A 17064-nucleotide genomic window follows, 5' to 3' on the forward strand; every position below is an offset into this window, starting at 1 on the left:
TCATTTCATTCTCCCGTTATCTTACAATAACATCTACAATTTGCCCAAGGCATCTTCAACGGGATGCTCCCCGGCAACCAGATCAAAGGCCATCCGGTACGTCTTCTCTTCCTGCAAAGAAGCCACGATTACACGGGCTACATCTTCACGTGGGATGCTCCCCGGCTCCAGATCGGTTCCAACTGCAATCTTGCCTGTGCCTGGTTCATTCTTGAGACCGCCTGGACGTATAATCGTGTAATTGAGATCACTTGCAAACAATGCACGATCCGCATAATGTTTCGCCACGTAATAAGGCTTGATGGACTCTGACCATTTCTCCCGTTGATCTGCGCCATACGCACTGACCAGAATATATCTGGAGATTCCTTGCTGCTCTGCGGCTTCCATCGTTTTCACCGCACCGTCAAGATCAATAAGCAGTGTTTTGTCCTGACCGGTAGATCCGCCAGAACCTGCCGTAAACACAATGGCATTATGATCCTTCATTGCCTCAGCCAAATCCTCTACACTATCCTCCAGGTCACCAATTACCACTTCGGCACCGAGTTCCTTCAGTGCATCCGCCTGCTCCGGTTTGCGGATCATAGCCGTTACTTTATGTTTGCCTTCCTGTGCCAGCTGCTCCACCACAAACTTACCGATTTGTCCATTTGCTCCTATAACTAAAACGTTCATACGTCATTCTCCTCTCAGTTGAACGGATGGCTTGTTGTTGCTCCCCGTTCCTTTTATTTAAAGATACTCATCCTATAATTTAAACGAAAGCCGGCGCTTCTAAGCGCCGGCTTCATGTCCATGCCCGTTCAGTACCTCTATGAAATGTGAAGGATTCCATCGTTCCATTAATATGCCATATCCCCTAGGTACTTTATACGCGACCTCACATCGACCACTTCTGCCGCACCTTTTTTCATCTGAATATCTGTTATTCTTTGTAATCGTGACAACCAAAAAGGACGCCCAAAAGGGCGCCCTTGAATGGCATTAAGATTAGTAAGCCAGTGCGAACAAACCGTGAATGTGAGCCAAGTAACGGATGTTACTTGCTTCTTTCATCATGGTTGCAGGCAGACCTTTCAGACGAGTCTGGTTGCCACCGATCATGCCGACAGCATCTTTACGACCCAGACTTCCCAGCGTACCGGAGAATACTGGTGTGAAGGATTCCATTGCGCCACCTTTGAACATAACGCCCAAGTTGTGACCAATAGTCTCACCCATTTGCCAAGCCAATTGTGCTGTTGGAGGGTAAGGGCGAGCGCCTTCGCTAGGGAAGACCACTGCGCTGTCACCAGCAACAAACACGTCTTTGTGAGAAGTAGATTGCAGAACTTCCGTAACTTTCGCACGGCCACGATCCACTTCAATTCCGCTGTTAGCAACAACAGCGTTGCCTTGTACGCCACCTGTCCATACGAGTGTGTTCGTAGGGATGGAGCTGCCGTCTTTCAGCAGAACTTCGTTTTCTTTCATCTCGGTAATCGCTACGCCAACGATGAAGTTAACGCCACGTTTCTCAAGACTTGATTTAGCACGTTCAACCAGCTCTGGCGGGAATCCTGCCAGGATGGAAGGACCTGCTTCAACTGTGTACAGGGATACTTCTTTGAAGTCGATGCCTTTTTCTTGACATACTGCAGGAAGCAGGTCAGCGAATTCGCCAACAAGCTCAATACCTGTCAAGCCGCCGCCACCAATAACAAACGTAGCGTCTGCTTTGTTGCCGGACTGTTTGTAAGCATCAAGACGTGCTTCAACGTGTGCACGAATACGGTTTGCATCGCTAACCGATTTGAGCGTGAAGCTGTACTCTTGCAATCCCGGAATTCCGAAGAATGCCGTTTCGCTGCCCAAGGCAACGACAAGTGCATCGTAAGAGTATGTGGAGCCGCTGGTCATCAGAACTTTTTTCTCGTCCGGCTTGATTGTATCCACCGTATCGATTTTCAAGTTCACGTTTTTGCCACGCAGCAATTTTTCGAGTGGAAGAGCAACTGCTTGTTCAGCAATGCTTCCCGCTGCAAGACGGTGCAGTTCCGTGATAATTTGGTGTGTAGGGTAACGGTTCACGACAGTAATTGTCGCTTCTTCCGGAGACAAGTATTGACGCGCAGTCAATGCAGTCAACAGACCGCCGTAACCTCCACCCAAGATCAAAATTTGCTTCGACATATCCATCCTCCGTTCTTCTAAGTCTTAACGTTTCGGTTGTTGACGCTCGTTCAAGATGCTCAAGAAAGATTGAGCAAAACGAAGCGATTGTTGTACGTTTGGATCTTTAAGCATTTTCAGCATAGCGAACAAGCCAACTGAAGTTTGCTCTGTTTGCGCACGGTCATTGGCTTCGATGGCAGCAGAAGCTACACCTTTAGCTTTGTCTACAACAGGCTTAGCGAACTCGCCCATTGCGCTCATTGTGTCGCTGATCAGAACTTTGTCTGTTGCTACACTTTGTGCAAAGTCATAAGCTTTTGTCATAGCAGTAACCATTTCAGCCAATTTAGGCAGGTTCTCCACCAGAACGGTCAAAGACTCCTGTACCTCAGGCTTCATCAGTTGATCCAGAACGTCCAAGGACTGGCGCTCGGAAACGTTGGCACCTTCTGTAACTGGCACCTCTTGTTGAGTAGGCGATTGTGACATAAGAGAAAGTCCTCCTTTACTTTGGGATAGAAGTCCGCGACTTTCATGATGCCTGTCAAGCAGAGCCGAACCACAAAATACATCGAATACATTTAAATGTACCAAATTTCACACAATAGGATGAGCGTAGCTCATGGCTACTCCCATATCATGCATTGTATCTTGGATCTATTGCGGACAACATGTGTTGACGCACAAAACGACAAGCAGGCCGAAACCGAACTCTATACCCTTATATTACACCTCTTACACATGAACATGAAAAAGAAATTTTTTACACTTGTGAAGATATTGTGAACATTGTAACAAAATCGATTTTTTTGTCAACCCATGAAGGCAAGCTAACGCCGCCGATCCTCCTGTCCAAGATCCGTATTCCTACCACATGTGGTATTAAGACAAGATCACATATGACCAGATGTGCGATATGTACACAAGGAAGGATTCGTTTATCCAAATGTTCAGGAATTGTTTTCCAATATCACAATTTTCATGCAACGAAATTGGTCACTGTCGTTATTATGCAGCGTTGGGCTCGGCCTTATTCCATCATTGAGACATCTTTTCTATTTCAAGTATGAACCTCTTGCGTCACGAATGCAAAACTTGGAACAAAGCCATTGCGTTTAGAATGCGGACATCCCGGTTAATAAGGACTACACCAGAAACGAAGGAGATGTTCGATATGAGTAATTCAACTGGCGATAAAATCAAAGCAGGCGTAAACAAGGCCAAAGGCGAAGTGAAGGATCAGATCGGTAATGCAACCAATAACAGATCCCTTCAGGCTGAGGGTAAAAAAGACAAAGCCAAAGGTGCTGTACAGGATAAAATTGCCGACATTAAAAAAGATCATCACTAGATCCTTTTAATGTGAGGTCCAACAGCACGAAGATTTCGTGCAATAGATTATTTTAAAATAGCCTGACCGTCCGTGTTCGGATGAAATCCGAAAATGAGACGGAGGCGCAAAAAAGCCAAGGAAGGTGTTACTCAATACACCCTTCCCTGGCTTTTTTTGTGCATTTTATACTGCTGGAACTGCGTATCTTGCCATATCGACAATGAAACTGCGCGTTTCCCTTGTTGTATGGTATTCACGGCTGAACTGTCTGACCCATTCGGGATGTTCCTGATACCAACGGAAGGTTTTTTCCAATCCCTTTTCCAACGTGGTTTGTGGTAACCATCCCAATTCCGCTCGCAATCTGCCTGAATGTACGACCAGACTGGACCCTCTGGACTGGGTTGGTTCTTGCTCCCGAATCTCTACAGCAGCTACGGATCGATCCATTGGTTTCAATATCTCCCCGATCTCCTGCATGGTTGTTCCAAGCCCTGTTGATATGTTGTAAACCTGTCCGTCTTTGCCTTTCAGCATGATCTGTTCAATGGCCCGGAGGGCATCATCTACATACAAGAAATCACGCACTGCCGATCCCTGAATATCCAGAGGCAGTCCGTCCAACATCCGACCAAAATTTCGGGGAATAATACGGTCTGGCAACTGCCATGGACCATAGAGGTTGGTCAAACGAAAGAGTTTGACTGGAAGCTGGTAACATTGAGCATAGGAGTGAGCCAGCATTTCACACGCGACTTTGGACGCGGAATAAGGAGAGACGGGTGCATACGGATCTGATTCATGATAGACTCTGCCCCAATCGCCGCCATACACTTCAACGGATGAAGCCAGCAAGACTGGAATGCGATGTTCCGTAGCATATTGCAGGATAGCCTGTGTGCTAAGTGTATTATTGCGGAAAACTTCCCCTGGCTGATGATACGAATAATCCACGTGTGGCATGGCCGCCAGATGGATTATGTAATCTGTTCCTGGAGGTAGATGAATCCGGTCCGATGCAAGGTCACAACAGATGAACGGCATCTCGTGCAGAGGAGAGATATGAACCAGCCTCTGACAATAATCATCCCGATCCAGAAGGGTAATTCGATGCCCTTTTTGCGCCAAATACTGTGAAAGATTAAATCCCACAAATCCAGAAGCCCCTGTAATCACAATGTTCACACACGATTCCCCCTTGCGATTTATACAACGAGTGCAATGAAGAGAGTATATGTACTGAGTATAACCTTAAAATGATACATTTTGTATCAATTTACAATTGTTTTTTGTTCGTCCTTGAGGTTATCGGGTAATTTATAGTGAGGTGATGTGAGATGAATGAACGGAAAAAGGACATAGAGACGTTATTCCTTCAGGATGACGGTGTAATTCCCAATCATCCGACCCTGCCTGTGCTTTTGTATAAAAACGTATGGGCTGAAGAGGCCCTTCACGCAGAATCGTTGCTGAACCGTAACGGATGGGGAAATAGCTGGTTGAATGGTGTGTTCAACTATCATCATTATCATAGTAATGCTCATGAGGCTCTTGCTGTGGTGAGTGGATTCGTGAAACTGATTTTAGGCGGAGAAAATGGTCAGAAAGTTTACCTTCAAACAGGAGACGTTGTCGTGCTCCCCGCTGGAACAGGGCATAAACGTCTGGAGTCCAGCACTGATTTTCGTATTGCAGGAGCTTATCCAGGCGGCATGAGTTACAACACACGCACAGGGGAGGAAGACGATCGTGCCAAGGCTCTTCAAGAAATCCGAAAGGTTCCGATCCCGGTTACCGATCCGGTCTATGGACAGCACGGACCGCTACTAGAAATCTGGAATGGGAAGAAATCATAATACAAATGAAGATCATAAAGATGAATGTTATTGGACAATGCACTAGCGAAGCTGGTTCGGTACTTAACGAGAAAAAATAGACTGTTCCCCGGAAAAGTAGGAGTTACTCACCGATGGAACAGTCTATTTAAGTGTTAAGTCTGAACAGCTGGTATCGGGAACTCTTCGTGATCATCTTACTATATGGGCAAGGAACTGCTCAAATCTTCCGTCTTATTTCAAACTTCGCGATCTCGTCGCTTGTTTTTCTATCCGTGCGTTTCAGCCTTAGTCCCTTTCAGCGCTCGGCAAGCCGAATACTGTAATACCTCATTGCAAGTGGCTTTCCATCCATTTCAAGTTGGCCTTGCAGCACCAGTTGTCGTAGACGGTACTCCACGAACGCATCACTTATATGCTGGCTACTTGTACCAATCACTTCACCCACAATACGAGCTGCTCGGATATACTTGCCTGGCTCCCAGTTCGGTGTCAGTTCCCCCACCTTCTGCATAATGTACTCGTCCAACGCATCTTCAGTTAAGCTCCGAATCACGCCATTCTCCATCATACGTAATAGCCCAGGCTGTACCGAAAGTTCCAGCCAATCCTGTTCCAGTTGGCGACGTTCTCCCTTGGACAGCGGCTCTTGCTCAGAGCAGACGTGCCACATCGCCAGAAGCTTTTCCGGAAGAATCTCGCCTGTGTGGAGCACATCGTATTGAACGTCAGGTCTATCAAATAATTGCTTATATAAGCCACTCGTTTCGATAAGATATATGGGACTCTCGGTGTTCCGCAATAGATACATGGCATAGAGTAGTCCCGTCTTCTCCCGTGCATTATTCGCATACCAGATAATGATCGACGTCTTGGAATCAAAGGACTGTATTGTGGCGTTGAGCTCAAATAATGATTCCAGTTCATGCATGCCATATGCCTCACGGTCATTGAGACACATTCGTTCGGTCAGCCAGAGATGCCTGCGTTGCAAGTCTGCACGCCGGGTCAGATCACCTAACGGCCCTACCGCATAATTATCATCTATAGAAAAAAAACTCCGTTTTTCCTGATCAGGTAATGTACTCATCCCCATTTTCAGACTACCTAGAGGTGAGTCTCCAAACGTGATATGAATTTCATTTGGCTTCTCGACCTCGGCCAAAGCCTGTTGCTCCAGCCTACCCAGATCCAGAGGTGTATCCAGATCCCGAAACAGATTGCATTGTTTCCGCGAAATCTACTCTTTCTCCTTGCTCTGCCTGCCGCTTGACTACGTGTGCTGATTTCATATAGAGCACACGCAGTACTGAACGAAGTTCATCTTCACTCATACGATTTATCGTTCGGCTGAATGCATAGATATTATCATTCATGCTGGATCCTCCTTCGAGCTAACGAGATTACTGAAATCCTATATCTTCGCACTGATCATTCTTTTATTCATGAGGAAATCGATTTTCCAGCGGGTTGATTCAGATCATGTAGATCTTCACCATCTGACGATGACCGGGTAAAGTGTCGCTCCAGTTTGCGGCTTGCCCACAGGGATACCGCAATAAACAGCAATACGCCTACCCAGCGTATTGGGTGCTCCAGAAATTGTTCCACATTGGAACCGATATACGTAACAGAGAAGATCATGATCGCTTTACCACAGCCCACCGCAAGCAGGAAAGATAATAATCGCATTCGCGCGATACCTGCCGCCACATTAATAATGACAAACGGACCTACCGGGAAGATACTCAACAGAAAAACATAACTGAATGCATTCCTTCGAATCCATACCATGCTGCGTTGCACACGAGGTTTGCGTGCCCATCGCTCTACAAAAGCGGATTTCCCAATCTCCCGTACGATCAGGAACGTAACGGTACAACCGAGCACCATACCGATCCATGAATATATAAATCCTGCCCACAGACCGTATACCGCACCGTTTACGCCCACAATCAACAGCGTTGGAAGCGGTGGTACAAATGATTTCATAAACGTAAGCAAAATTCCCGGTAACGGGCCCAGGGAGCGAAACTTCTCCAGCCAGAAACGAATATTTTCTTCCGTAATATATGACATAATGTCCAATGCTGCCGGGGTCATCTGCATCCATCCAATCTATACAGTCTAAGTTCTTAGGCTTGATGTTCACTATACATTTCATCATTCCTATGGATGATGAAGCTTCTTTAGTAACTCCCTCCCAGTATAACGTACATCTTCTATGAACACCGTTGTCAATTTGAAAAAATTATTGCACAGCGAACTGACTTCCCACCCCAATCAAAATTAAATCAAAAAAGCACACCTCGACCTCTGTGGTCTTGGTGTGCTCTTCATATCGAAACCCCGATCCTTCTTTGGGGGTATTTATCCTTCTCCCAACTGCGCTTCCTGCATGGCCAGTTCAATCAGTTCTGCCTGATGTGCAGCATTCCATTCGGGAATACCGGAACGCATGAACTCTTCGGCATCCATCGCCGCTTTGGACTGGTTGCACAGATTACAAGCGCAGACACAGTTGAGCGGGGTGGTGTGTCCACCTTTGGCACGTGGCAGCAGATGATCAATCGTATCTCCATACGATCCACAGAAGTAACAGGTGTAGTGATCCCGGGTCAGAATATACCGCTTGAAATCCTTGTTGCTGAACAATCGGCGAATCGTGTACCGATTGACCACCACAGCGGCTTTTTCCTTCACCAGCGTGACCGCAAGCTCCATGTCCACTTCCTGATGCCAGCGTCTGCCCTTGTCGGTCTTGCCTCGCATCCGCACCATACCTTGCCGGTTGGTCCGGAGCGAAGCCGGATCTTCCGGGTCGATAGCGACCGGGGCCGACGGCGTCTGGCGGCGAGGACGGCCATCCGTGCCAGCACCGTGACTACGGCTGGCATGGGCGGGTCGCTGCCCGGATGTAACGCGGGCAGCGTCTTCGCCGCTCGCCTTGGGCGCACGCTCCTTGCGCGCCTGGCGCGGCTTGGACCCTGGCGAGCCAGGCTGGCGCACGGGCGCAGGAGGCCCTGCCTCCGCAGCAGCCCCCGGCGCTTGCCCGGGCTCGCGCCCGGTGGCGGCAGGCTGTGCCTCCGCCGCCGCAGGTGCAGCGACCGTGGTGGCAGCGCCACGGTCGCTCAGGGCCGGCGCATGGGCCTCAGCAGCTACGCTGCGGGCCTGCCCTGCGCCGGGCGCGAGCGCGGCAGCACGCTTGCGGCGCCGCTTGCGCTTGCGTTTGGCTGCGGTCGGTTGATCCGCAGCCATGGGCTCTGCTGCCGGGCCTTGCGGCTCAGCCGGCAGCAGAGCCTGGTGGGCCGCCGCAGCTTGCTCGGCGGCCTGCCCTGCAGCGGCTGCTCGCGCGCCAGCCCGCTGTGCACTGCCCTTCTCATTCGCAGCAGCATGACCCTGCGAATGCCCTTCCACACGCCAGTGCTCACCTGGCTTTGGCTTATCTCCTACCTCACCCGCCAAACCATCATGCTCCAGACTCGTCTCTCTCAGCTCATTGCCCGTTATGCTCTCTGAACGCTTGCTCTTCCTCCGTCTTCTTCTCTTCTTCCGAATACCCGAAGAAGAGGGTGAGGAAGTCACCAAGTCAGCATGTTCATCGTCATTCGAAGATGACGAGTCTACTGACGGTTGAGACAACAGACTTCTGTCAGACTCAGACACCGTAGCTGATCCCTGCTCCATACCATGGGAGGTAAGACCTGCCTCATTTCTCGCAGATGCAGAGGGTCTGGCAGTAACAGCACGTGTCTCCAAGCCATCCCGTTGATGCTCGATCCGTTCATTCGTTCGTCCGCTCACGCTTGAACCTGACTCGTGGTCAGCCTGTCCACCAAGCTGGCGACAGCTGCGGCAAGCTCCACGCCTGGCTCCGGGACCTGCCCGCTTTCCGGTTCTGCGCCGGAATTCGGACATCGGCCGCTGTTGTCCGCAATACATACACGTTTTGCTCAGTCGCGCTTCTTGTTCCGTCTTTCCTTGCCGGAAAGGGGCTGGACCCGTCTCCATGTTGTCACCTCGGTTCCGTATGAATCCGGTTTCTTTCTATTGTATCACATCTGCTCGTGAACACCCTCATGGCCATAGGCCTGATAATCTTTCGAGTTGTACTCCTGTGTCTGTTCACTGCATTCGTGAAGAATGTGTTCCACATATTCCAATATATCCTGCATCGGTCTCCCGCATTTTTCGCATGTTGTCATTATATTCACCTTAATCCTGTTATCCATAATGTATTATCGTTCCGCCTTATGATTACCCCGCATACATGAAAAAGAAACACTCGTTCCCCACATCCAGCATATCTGTATAGACGAAAAAACCGCTTCCTGCTCTCCCCTAAGGTCGACCAAGAAACGGTTTATTATTCCTGTGTTGGAAATACATCTTATCAAACGTCCAGTTGGCCCGAGTTCTGTTGTGGGACCAGTCGTGGTTTGGGTTTTGGCAGATTGCCAAAGATGACCCATGCATATGGAACAAACCTTGCCGTCAATCCAACGACGATCCACGAAGCGATTAGAGCTACACCGAATCCTCCGGCATACCATAGATGCACTAACCACGATACTCCTGTTTGAGGTGGATAATTCCGATACACCACCAGGAAGAATGGATGAATCAGATAGATGCCAAAGGACAATGCCCCAAGCCGATTCAGCGGCTTGACGATGAGTGAAGGCCCTTTGCGATAGAGCAGATAGGCAATCTGGATAAGCACCAGCGCACAAGCAAAGGTATGCACATTCCAGAAGAATTCATACCACAGTGTGTTATACGTTGCGATCTTCAGACGCAGCAGGTAATAGATATACACATGGCCAAGTCCGGCAATGATCCATACCGCCCAGAGCAGAATCCATGAAGCTACGCGTCCTTTGGTTGCATTGGCCCGACTGATAACAAACCATTGCTTGATTTTAGGGAAATATACCCCGATAAAAGCACCCAGCATGAAATAGGAGAAGTATGAGAACGCCCAGCTTCCCTTGTTGGGTACCTGGAATCCATATTTATTACTTACGATGAATGCCCATTGAATCAATAGTCCAATCGGAACAGACCATTTCACCACAGAAGGATACTTCTTAAGCAACCATAACACCAATGGGAATAACAGATAAAATTGCATGTTAATAAACACAAAGTACAGATGTGTATAGGCCTTACCTGTAAACAATTTCGTGATAAAACTTACTGCCGATTCATTAAACGGACGGCCCTGATAATGCGTGAAATGCAGCAACACAAAATACATTAATGAAAACAGGAAATACGGGAGCAAAATATACACAAATCTTTTCTTGTAGAAGTTACTCACGAGTTTCTTGTCCAGCGGACGGGAATAATAGTTATAGAACAATACGAAACTGCTCATAAAAATAAAGGTTGGCGTACCATATTTCATAAAGATATTAATAAAGTTGTACAGCCAGTAGTAGCCTGAACCCGTCATGTCCACCGTCGCGTAGGACGTAGAATGCACGCTGAGTACGCCGATAATTGCCAGGGCACGCACCAGATTCAGTTCTGGAATTCGCTCTCTTTTCAGTGTTTCACTCATGTTTACGTTTCTCCTTAATGTGTTCGTCAATATGTCAGATATGACTTAATACAATAAAGCTCTCTATCTATTAAAAGCCATATTGCTTAAGATGGGTAGTCCAATTTCTTAATAATTCCTAAATTTTCAACACATTTCACACTATTTTCATGTCTATATATGTAAAAAAGACCGCGAGTACGCGGTCTGTGGAACATCCTGCTCTCAACCAAATGAATATTGGATCAACCGGATGAGAATGGTAAATCTGGGTTTGGGCATCATCCCACCCCTGACTGAGTCTACTTCCCACGACTCGCCATAATCTGTTTATACACGTCAATAGCTGCCTGTCTCGATGCCTTCAGATCAACAATGGCATCCTTGCGTGGCTGATGGATGTCCTTGCTATGCAGATCCTTCAATTCAGGCAACCACTTGCGAATATAATCACCTTGCGGATCATACTTCTCGGATTGTGTTACCGGATTGTTCACGCGAAAATACGGAGCCGCATTCTCCCCAAGCGAGGCACACCATAACCAGTTACCACGGTTTTGAATGTTATCATAGTCACGCAGCTTACGCCTGAAATAAGCTTCGCCCAGGGTGAATGGGCATTGCAGGTTTTTGGTGAGAAACATCGCCGTGAGAATCCGCAGCCGGTTTGGCATATGTCCGGTTTCATTCAGTTCCGTCATCGCTGCATCAATAATCGGAATGCCTGTCTCCGCCTTGCACCACCGTTCAAAGTAATCATCATGGAGAGCCGAGAGATCGTACACCTTTTCATATGTAAAATAGTGACTCTCATAGACCGCCCGATACAGATAGAAGTCGCGGAAGCACAACTGCCTGATCCATTCCCCCGCTTCTGCCGTGCGACTCGCCGCATCATACATTTTACGAATGGATACAGCTCCCACAGCTACGTAAGAACTGAGATGACTCGGCTCGTACGCCTCATATTCATCCCGATGATCCCCATATTCAGCAATTCGATCCGACAAAAATTGATCCAACAGCAGATGCGGGTCCTCGTCATTCGAACCAATGCCCTCCAGCAACTCCGGAGGTACCTGCATTGCATCCGGCCATTCAATCTGACGATCACTCACCTTCAACTCTGCAACCGTTGTTGCCGAAGGAGGGTTGGGATGTTCATTCATGAATTCCACCCACCGCCGATGGAAAGCCGCAAATACCTTATATGGCTCCGACTTGCCTGTAAAATTGGCAAATCCATTCAGATCCATCAACAGATGATCCGTCAGTTGTGTGAATGTAACCTCGTGCGCCTCACTAACTTTGCGTATGGCCCTATCCCGCTCGATTGCATATGGCGTCATGTCCCGATGGACCACAATCTCGTTAATCTCACCTTCGAATTCGTTCAGGATGAAATCAACTACTTCAGCCGGTTTGCCATAAGCAACATGCAGTTTTCGTTTGGCTTCAAGATACTGTCTGCCTAAATCCGCTGCGTGCTGCCTGAAATTCACACCGCTGTGTTCCTTCTCTCGGCCTTGCCGCAGGAGGAATGAATCATAGATGAGAACATGCACACTCTCTTCTTGGTGTTCCCGCAAATAATCGAATGCGGCCAGATCATCCGTACGCAAATCTTTGCGGTGTATGAATAGCTTCATGCTCACCCTCCTGTCTGAACTTACATTACATACGTTTATTTGTCCGTCAGGTTCTTATATAACCTGCTTGTTTCGGGCTCGGGCTGATACCCCAGATCTTCATTTAATGTCAATGTAAATGAATGATACAAACGAAGTATGCCTTGCTGATCATCCATGGATGCATACACTTCCATCATGAGTCGGCAGATCTCTTCCGAATAAGGCTCCCGTTCCTGTAATATCGTTAATTGCTCAATCGCTTCCTTGCCACGACCATGCTCCATGTCCCATCTCGCGATATCCATAACCAGCGCTGTGTACTTGCGTCTGAGTTCCCTTGCTTTGGCCTGTGCCCAATGATAATCATGCTCTTCCAGATAATCGCCACGATAAAGCGGTATCATATGCCTCAAGTCATCGACATTGTCGGATGTGATGACGTGGTAAACCATGGATTTTTCAAATTGATCCACATCACTTACCAGATTGCCTGATAACAGACGATAACGGTTCATATTGTACTCCAGCTTGCCTGTCATGTTCCATTCCTTAAGCAGCTTTCGAATCTGGTACACGGAAGTATGTAGGTGGGTTAATCCCTTTTCTTGGGAAACATCACCCCATAGCTTATCCAGCAGAATCTCCTTGCTTACCCATTCTTCCCTGTGATGAAACAAAAAAGCAAACAATTCCTGTGATTTGGTTGTGCGCCACTTATGTTTCTTGGCTCCCTGATCCAAACTTCTGTAGATATCCAGATGTTTGAACGTTAGCAGCCCCGGAACTTCAGTATCCAACTCCACAGATACAGGTTCCGATTCCTGTACCTCGGCGGTGGCTGCAACTTGGGAATTATGCGACAATATGCCCACTACTCGATCAATGGTTTTGGCCAATCGGGCGGAGCTTACCGGTTTCAGTACATAATCCAGTGCATGCAGCTCGAATGCTTCCACTGCATGGTCCGCATAAGCCGTAACAAAGATGATACGAATACTCTGATCCAATTGCTGTATATATTCAGCCGCTTCCAGGCCATTCATCTCGGGCATTCCAATGTCCAAAAATACAACATCTACACGTTCGTTTGCCAGAAAATGAAGACCATCACGAGCTGTTGAAAAACATTGCACGGGTGTAATTCGTCCGTCCGTTCGTAGTAGTCGCTCCAGATGAAGCTGCGCTGGCTTCTCATCATCGATCACAATGGCTCTCACCGTTCTTTCAGCCTCCCGCCATGAAAGATTCAATAGGAATACCGATTTTATCGGCACCCCCTAGTCTGTTAACCATAATTGCTTCACTTGGCACACTAATTGGATTAATCCACCTTTTGCACGGGGATACGGAATCGGATCTGCGTGCCTTTACCCACATGGCTATGAATCTCCAGCCCCTGACCATAGAGAGACATCAGGCGACGGTTTATATTTTGCAGCCCCACACCTCCCGGACCTTCGGTACGCCCAGACTTGACCTGAGCCATACGCTCAGGAGGGATACCTACACCATCATCCTGGACCTGTACGACTACATGCTCGCTCTCTTGGAAAATCCTAAGATGAACTGTCCCGCCGGCTGCCCGCTCCATCACGCCGTGACGAATGGCGTTCTCCACAAGAGGCTGAATACTGAGAGGTGGCAGATACAGATGTACGTCCGATTCCACCTCATACTCAACCACCAGTCTTTCCTCAAATCTCGCCTGTTCCAGATGCACATAAGACTCCACCAATTCCAGCTCTTTGGTCAAAGGAACAAGCTGCTCCCTGTTCTGGAAGTCAAAACTTCCGCGCAGGTAATGACTCAATTCAATCAGCAGATCGGTTGCTTTGTCCGGATTCACTGCACAGGTTGCGATAATAACATTGAGTGCATTATATAGAAAGTGTGGCTTGATCTGGGCCTGCAAAAAGGCCATTTCGGTCCGAATAGCCTCCTGCACAGAACTCCGCATCTCAATTAACGTCCGAACTCTGGCGCGCAATTCACCGGCATCCACCGGTTTGCTCAGGAAGTCATTGGCTCCCGCTTGGAATCCGTGTTTGATATCCTCAGGCAACCCACGGGCGGTCAGCATCAGAATCGGTAACTCCGACAAGGAACTGTGCTCGCGCAGTTTGCGACATAACTCAAGCCCGGACATCTTAGGCATCATCCAGTCCGTAATAACAAGATCAATGGACGGGAACTCCTCACGGAGTTTCAACGCAGTGGACCCGCTGTCCGCTGCAATCACACGATACCGCTCCGTCGACAATAGGTTAAGCAATACCTGTCGATTCACGGGGTCATCGTCTACAATCAGAATCGTATGCTCCGCTTCCGTAAGATCATCCTGCTCATCTGACTCTCTTGTCACAAGCTCCTTCGCCCCTGACCCCTGTGCAGCAACATATCGGGCGGCAGCTGGTTTCGAATGAGTTTGCAAAAGTGGCATCTTCATAACAGGCAGGGTGAAATGAAAGGTCGAACCTTGCCCCGGCTCCGATTCAACCCAGATCTCACCACCGCCAAGCTCAACGAGTTTTCGCGTAATACTCAGACCCAGTCCGGTTCCATTATTCAATCGCTCAATCGTGCCGTTACTCTGCTCATACGCCTGGAAGATATCCTCCTGTTTGTCCAAGGCAATGCCTACCCCTGTATCAGCGACCGATACCTTCACCCAGTCCCCTTCAACGCTGGCGTACAATCGAATCTCACCCTGCTCAGTGTACTTATAGGCGTTACCCAGCAAGTTATACAGAACTTGCCTTAGGCGATCTTCGTCTGCCTCAACAAGTGGCAAAGACTGGGGCCATTGTTGAATCAATATAACCGGCTTGTCCTCAAACGTGAAACCCGAGACTTCAACCACAGTACGAGCAACGGATTCCAGATCGACAGCTACCCGTTTTAACTCGATCTCACTATTTTTTAATTTGGCAAAATCCAAAATATCGTTAACCAGCAGTGAAAGGCGCTTCCCGGTTGAAGTAATCATGGAGAGATTTTTCGCTTGCTTGGGCGTGACTGCTCCAGCCGCCCCTTCCAGCATGGATTGCGCAATATTAATGATGCCATGCAGGGGAGTTCGTAGCTCATGAGACGTATTCGCCATGAACTCGTCCTTCAGGCTGTCGATGGCCAGCAAACGCTCCGACAGAGCTTCCACGTCTCGGAATGATTGTGCAAAGCGGATTGCGGTCACAATCATCTGGGCAAATACAAATAATAAAAGTTCAATCAGCGCAAAGAACGCTGTGTCTAGGGTAGTGAACGCACCAAGCGTATATAACACAACAACCATGAGTATGCTCATCATACTCACCAGTGCAAAGTGGCTGTCATTCGGCCGTCCTTTCAACCAATAGAAAATGGCTCGCAGCGTATATAACATGACAACAAGTGAGATCAGCAACATGGGAAGCTCAAGAGACGAGAAAAGCGTTGGAGGAAGCGTAAGACCCACAATAGTCTGGGTAACGATTAGCACGACAGCCAGACGAACAAACCACTGATGAACTGCTCCTGGTACACGGGCATCCATATACCGAAGCAAAAAATAATAGGCAAAGGCTGAACTAAGGAGCTGAATCCGAAGTATCTCATTATTGGTCAGGAACGGTACAAACGTACCCAGTAACTTCTCCCCATGTGTTAGAGCGTACACCGCACCAGAAAGGCTGAATAATCCGAGAAAACGAAGCTCCTTCTCCGTACGTCGTAATCTGAACAGAAGTAGAAAAAAGGCGGCTGGCAAGATAAAACCGAATAAGGCCATCAGATCCCTGAGCCAATCTTGTTGCTGACTTTTCAGAATACTATGCTCGTCTCCAAACAAAATGGGCGCTACTATGCCCCCGGACGAGTAACTATAATTTGATACTTGAATGATAATGTCAGCCGTATTGCCCTCAATGGAAGTGAATCCTGTAAAGGGCAGATTTAATTGTATATCTGTTGCCTTGGTCTTTCCTGGCAGGCCTTTGCCGCCAATCTCTTTACCATCGATAAATACCCGGTGGGCCATGCGTATATTCTGTGTGCGTATACCATAATCATTTTTCATCGTCCGGGGTGTAAGCTGAACTTGCAAATGATAGGTTCCATACCCATGGGCCTGCCCCAAAGATTTGTTCCATCGGGCAGGAACTTGAGTGCCCGACGAAGCCGGCAAAGGCTTGCGACCGGATACACTTGCTTCAATATCTGCCGGGCTCAGCAACTGCCCAGGGTAGAAATCCCAGACACCCTTTAGAGACGCTGCACCCTTGCGATCAAAGTCCCATTGGGTCAGGTCAATTTTCCCATCTGTAGCCTGGGGGTTAATCCGCTCGCTAATTAACGTCTGGGCGATCCAACCCAGTGGAACAATGACAATACATATGAAGCTTATGGTCAGCATAATCCAGTGTTTTCTCATCTATGTATTCCTTCCATCCACAATGGCGAGAGACGTCTAATTCTGTCGATTTATCACTATAATTCATGTTACACGTTTCTGGTGCTCACGGAAATAGTTTCCGTATCATAATCGGTCAAATTCGTTATAATTTGAAGGATCTCTATCTGTTTCCG

At 48.1% G+C, this 17064-nt stretch carries 13 protein-coding genes and 1 pseudogene; 2 read left to right on the forward strand and 12 right to left on the reverse strand.

The genetic code is table 11. The annotated features are described in order from the left end of the window. Positions 1-33: 33 nt before the first annotated feature. The 3 genes from MKY95_RS31710 to MKY95_RS31720 form a co-directional block, all read right to left on the reverse strand. On the reverse strand, positions 34-678 hold the full coding sequence (locus MKY95_RS31710) for an SDR family oxidoreductase (protein WP_339196039.1): 645 nt from the start codon (positions 676-678) through the stop codon (positions 34-36). Positions 679-993: 315 nt separating this feature from the next. Continuing rightward, positions 994-2175 carry an NAD(P)/FAD-dependent oxidoreductase gene (locus MKY95_RS31715; RefSeq protein WP_036606574.1) on the reverse strand — a complete coding sequence of 394 codons (1182 nt, stop codon included), beginning with the start codon at positions 2173-2175 and terminating at the stop codon, positions 994-996. A 24-nt stretch (positions 2176-2199) separates the two neighbouring features. Then, a complete protein-coding gene (locus MKY95_RS31720; RefSeq protein WP_017691658.1) occupies positions 2200-2646 on the reverse strand; it encodes a DUF1641 domain-containing protein in 447 nt (148 codons plus the stop codon). 685 nt (positions 2647-3331) lie between these two features. Here MKY95_RS31720 and MKY95_RS31725 point away from each other — a divergent pair. After that, positions 3332-3508, forward strand: a complete 177-nt coding sequence (locus tag MKY95_RS31725; protein ID WP_074092719.1) for a CsbD family protein — start codon at positions 3332-3334, stop codon at positions 3506-3508. A 165-nt stretch (positions 3509-3673) separates the two neighbouring features. Here the strand turns inward: MKY95_RS31725 and MKY95_RS31730 are convergent, their stop codons facing one another. Next, positions 3674-4675 carry an NAD-dependent epimerase/dehydratase family protein gene (locus tag MKY95_RS31730; RefSeq protein WP_179088713.1) on the reverse strand — a complete coding sequence of 334 codons (1002 nt, stop codon included), beginning with the start codon at positions 4673-4675 and terminating at the stop codon, positions 3674-3676. A 152-nt stretch (positions 4676-4827) separates the two neighbouring features. Here MKY95_RS31730 and MKY95_RS31735 point away from each other — a divergent pair, with 152 nt between their 5' ends. After that, entirely contained in the window at positions 4828-5346 is a 519-nt protein-coding gene (locus tag MKY95_RS31735; protein ID WP_076320113.1) for a cupin domain-containing protein, read from the forward strand. Positions 5347-5623: 277 nt separating this feature from the next. Here the strand turns inward: MKY95_RS31735 and MKY95_RS31740 are convergent, their stop codons facing one another. The 8 genes and pseudogenes from MKY95_RS31740 to MKY95_RS31775 form a co-directional block, all read right to left on the reverse strand. Next, positions 5624-6490: a DUF1835 domain-containing protein gene (locus tag MKY95_RS31740; protein ID WP_076320114.1), complete on the reverse strand. Its 867-nt coding sequence runs from the start codon at positions 6488-6490 to the stop codon at positions 5624-5626. A gap of 16 nt (positions 6491-6506) precedes the next feature. Then, complete coding sequence (locus MKY95_RS31745) at positions 6507-6701, reverse strand: hypothetical protein (protein ID WP_076320115.1); 195 nt, start codon at positions 6699-6701, stop codon at positions 6507-6509. Positions 6702-6768: 67 nt separating this feature from the next. After that, the gene (locus MKY95_RS31750; RefSeq protein WP_076320116.1) at positions 6769-7428 is read right to left on the reverse strand and encodes a TVP38/TMEM64 family protein; all 660 of its coding nucleotides are present in this window, start codon (positions 7426-7428) and stop codon (positions 6769-6771) included. A gap of 267 nt (positions 7429-7695) precedes the next feature. Then, positions 7696-8130: pseudogene (locus MKY95_RS31755) on the reverse strand (HNH endonuclease); the annotation flags it as partial. Positions 8131-9718: 1588 nt separating this feature from the next. Beyond that, positions 9719-10891 (reverse strand): acyltransferase, encoded by a 1173-nt coding sequence (locus tag MKY95_RS31760; RefSeq protein ID WP_036612117.1) that lies wholly within the window; start codon positions 10889-10891, stop codon positions 9719-9721. A 281-nt stretch (positions 10892-11172) separates the two neighbouring features. After that, positions 11173-12519, reverse strand: a complete 1347-nt coding sequence (locus MKY95_RS31765; protein ID WP_339196043.1) for a deoxyribodipyrimidine photo-lyase — start codon at positions 12517-12519, stop codon at positions 11173-11175. 35 nt (positions 12520-12554) lie between these two features. After that, entirely contained in the window at positions 12555-13718 is a 1164-nt protein-coding gene (locus tag MKY95_RS31770) for a response regulator (RefSeq protein ID WP_339196045.1), read from the reverse strand. A 104-nt stretch (positions 13719-13822) separates the two neighbouring features. Beyond that, the gene (locus MKY95_RS31775; protein WP_339196047.1) at positions 13823-16909 is read right to left on the reverse strand and encodes an ATP-binding protein; all 3087 of its coding nucleotides are present in this window, start codon (positions 16907-16909) and stop codon (positions 13823-13825) included. Positions 16910-17064 lie beyond the last annotated feature (155 nt).

The organism is Paenibacillus sp. FSL P4-0176, from assembly GCF_037975265.1.
GTDB classification, from domain to species: Bacteria; Bacillota; Bacilli; order Paenibacillales; family Paenibacillaceae; genus Paenibacillus; species Paenibacillus amylolyticus.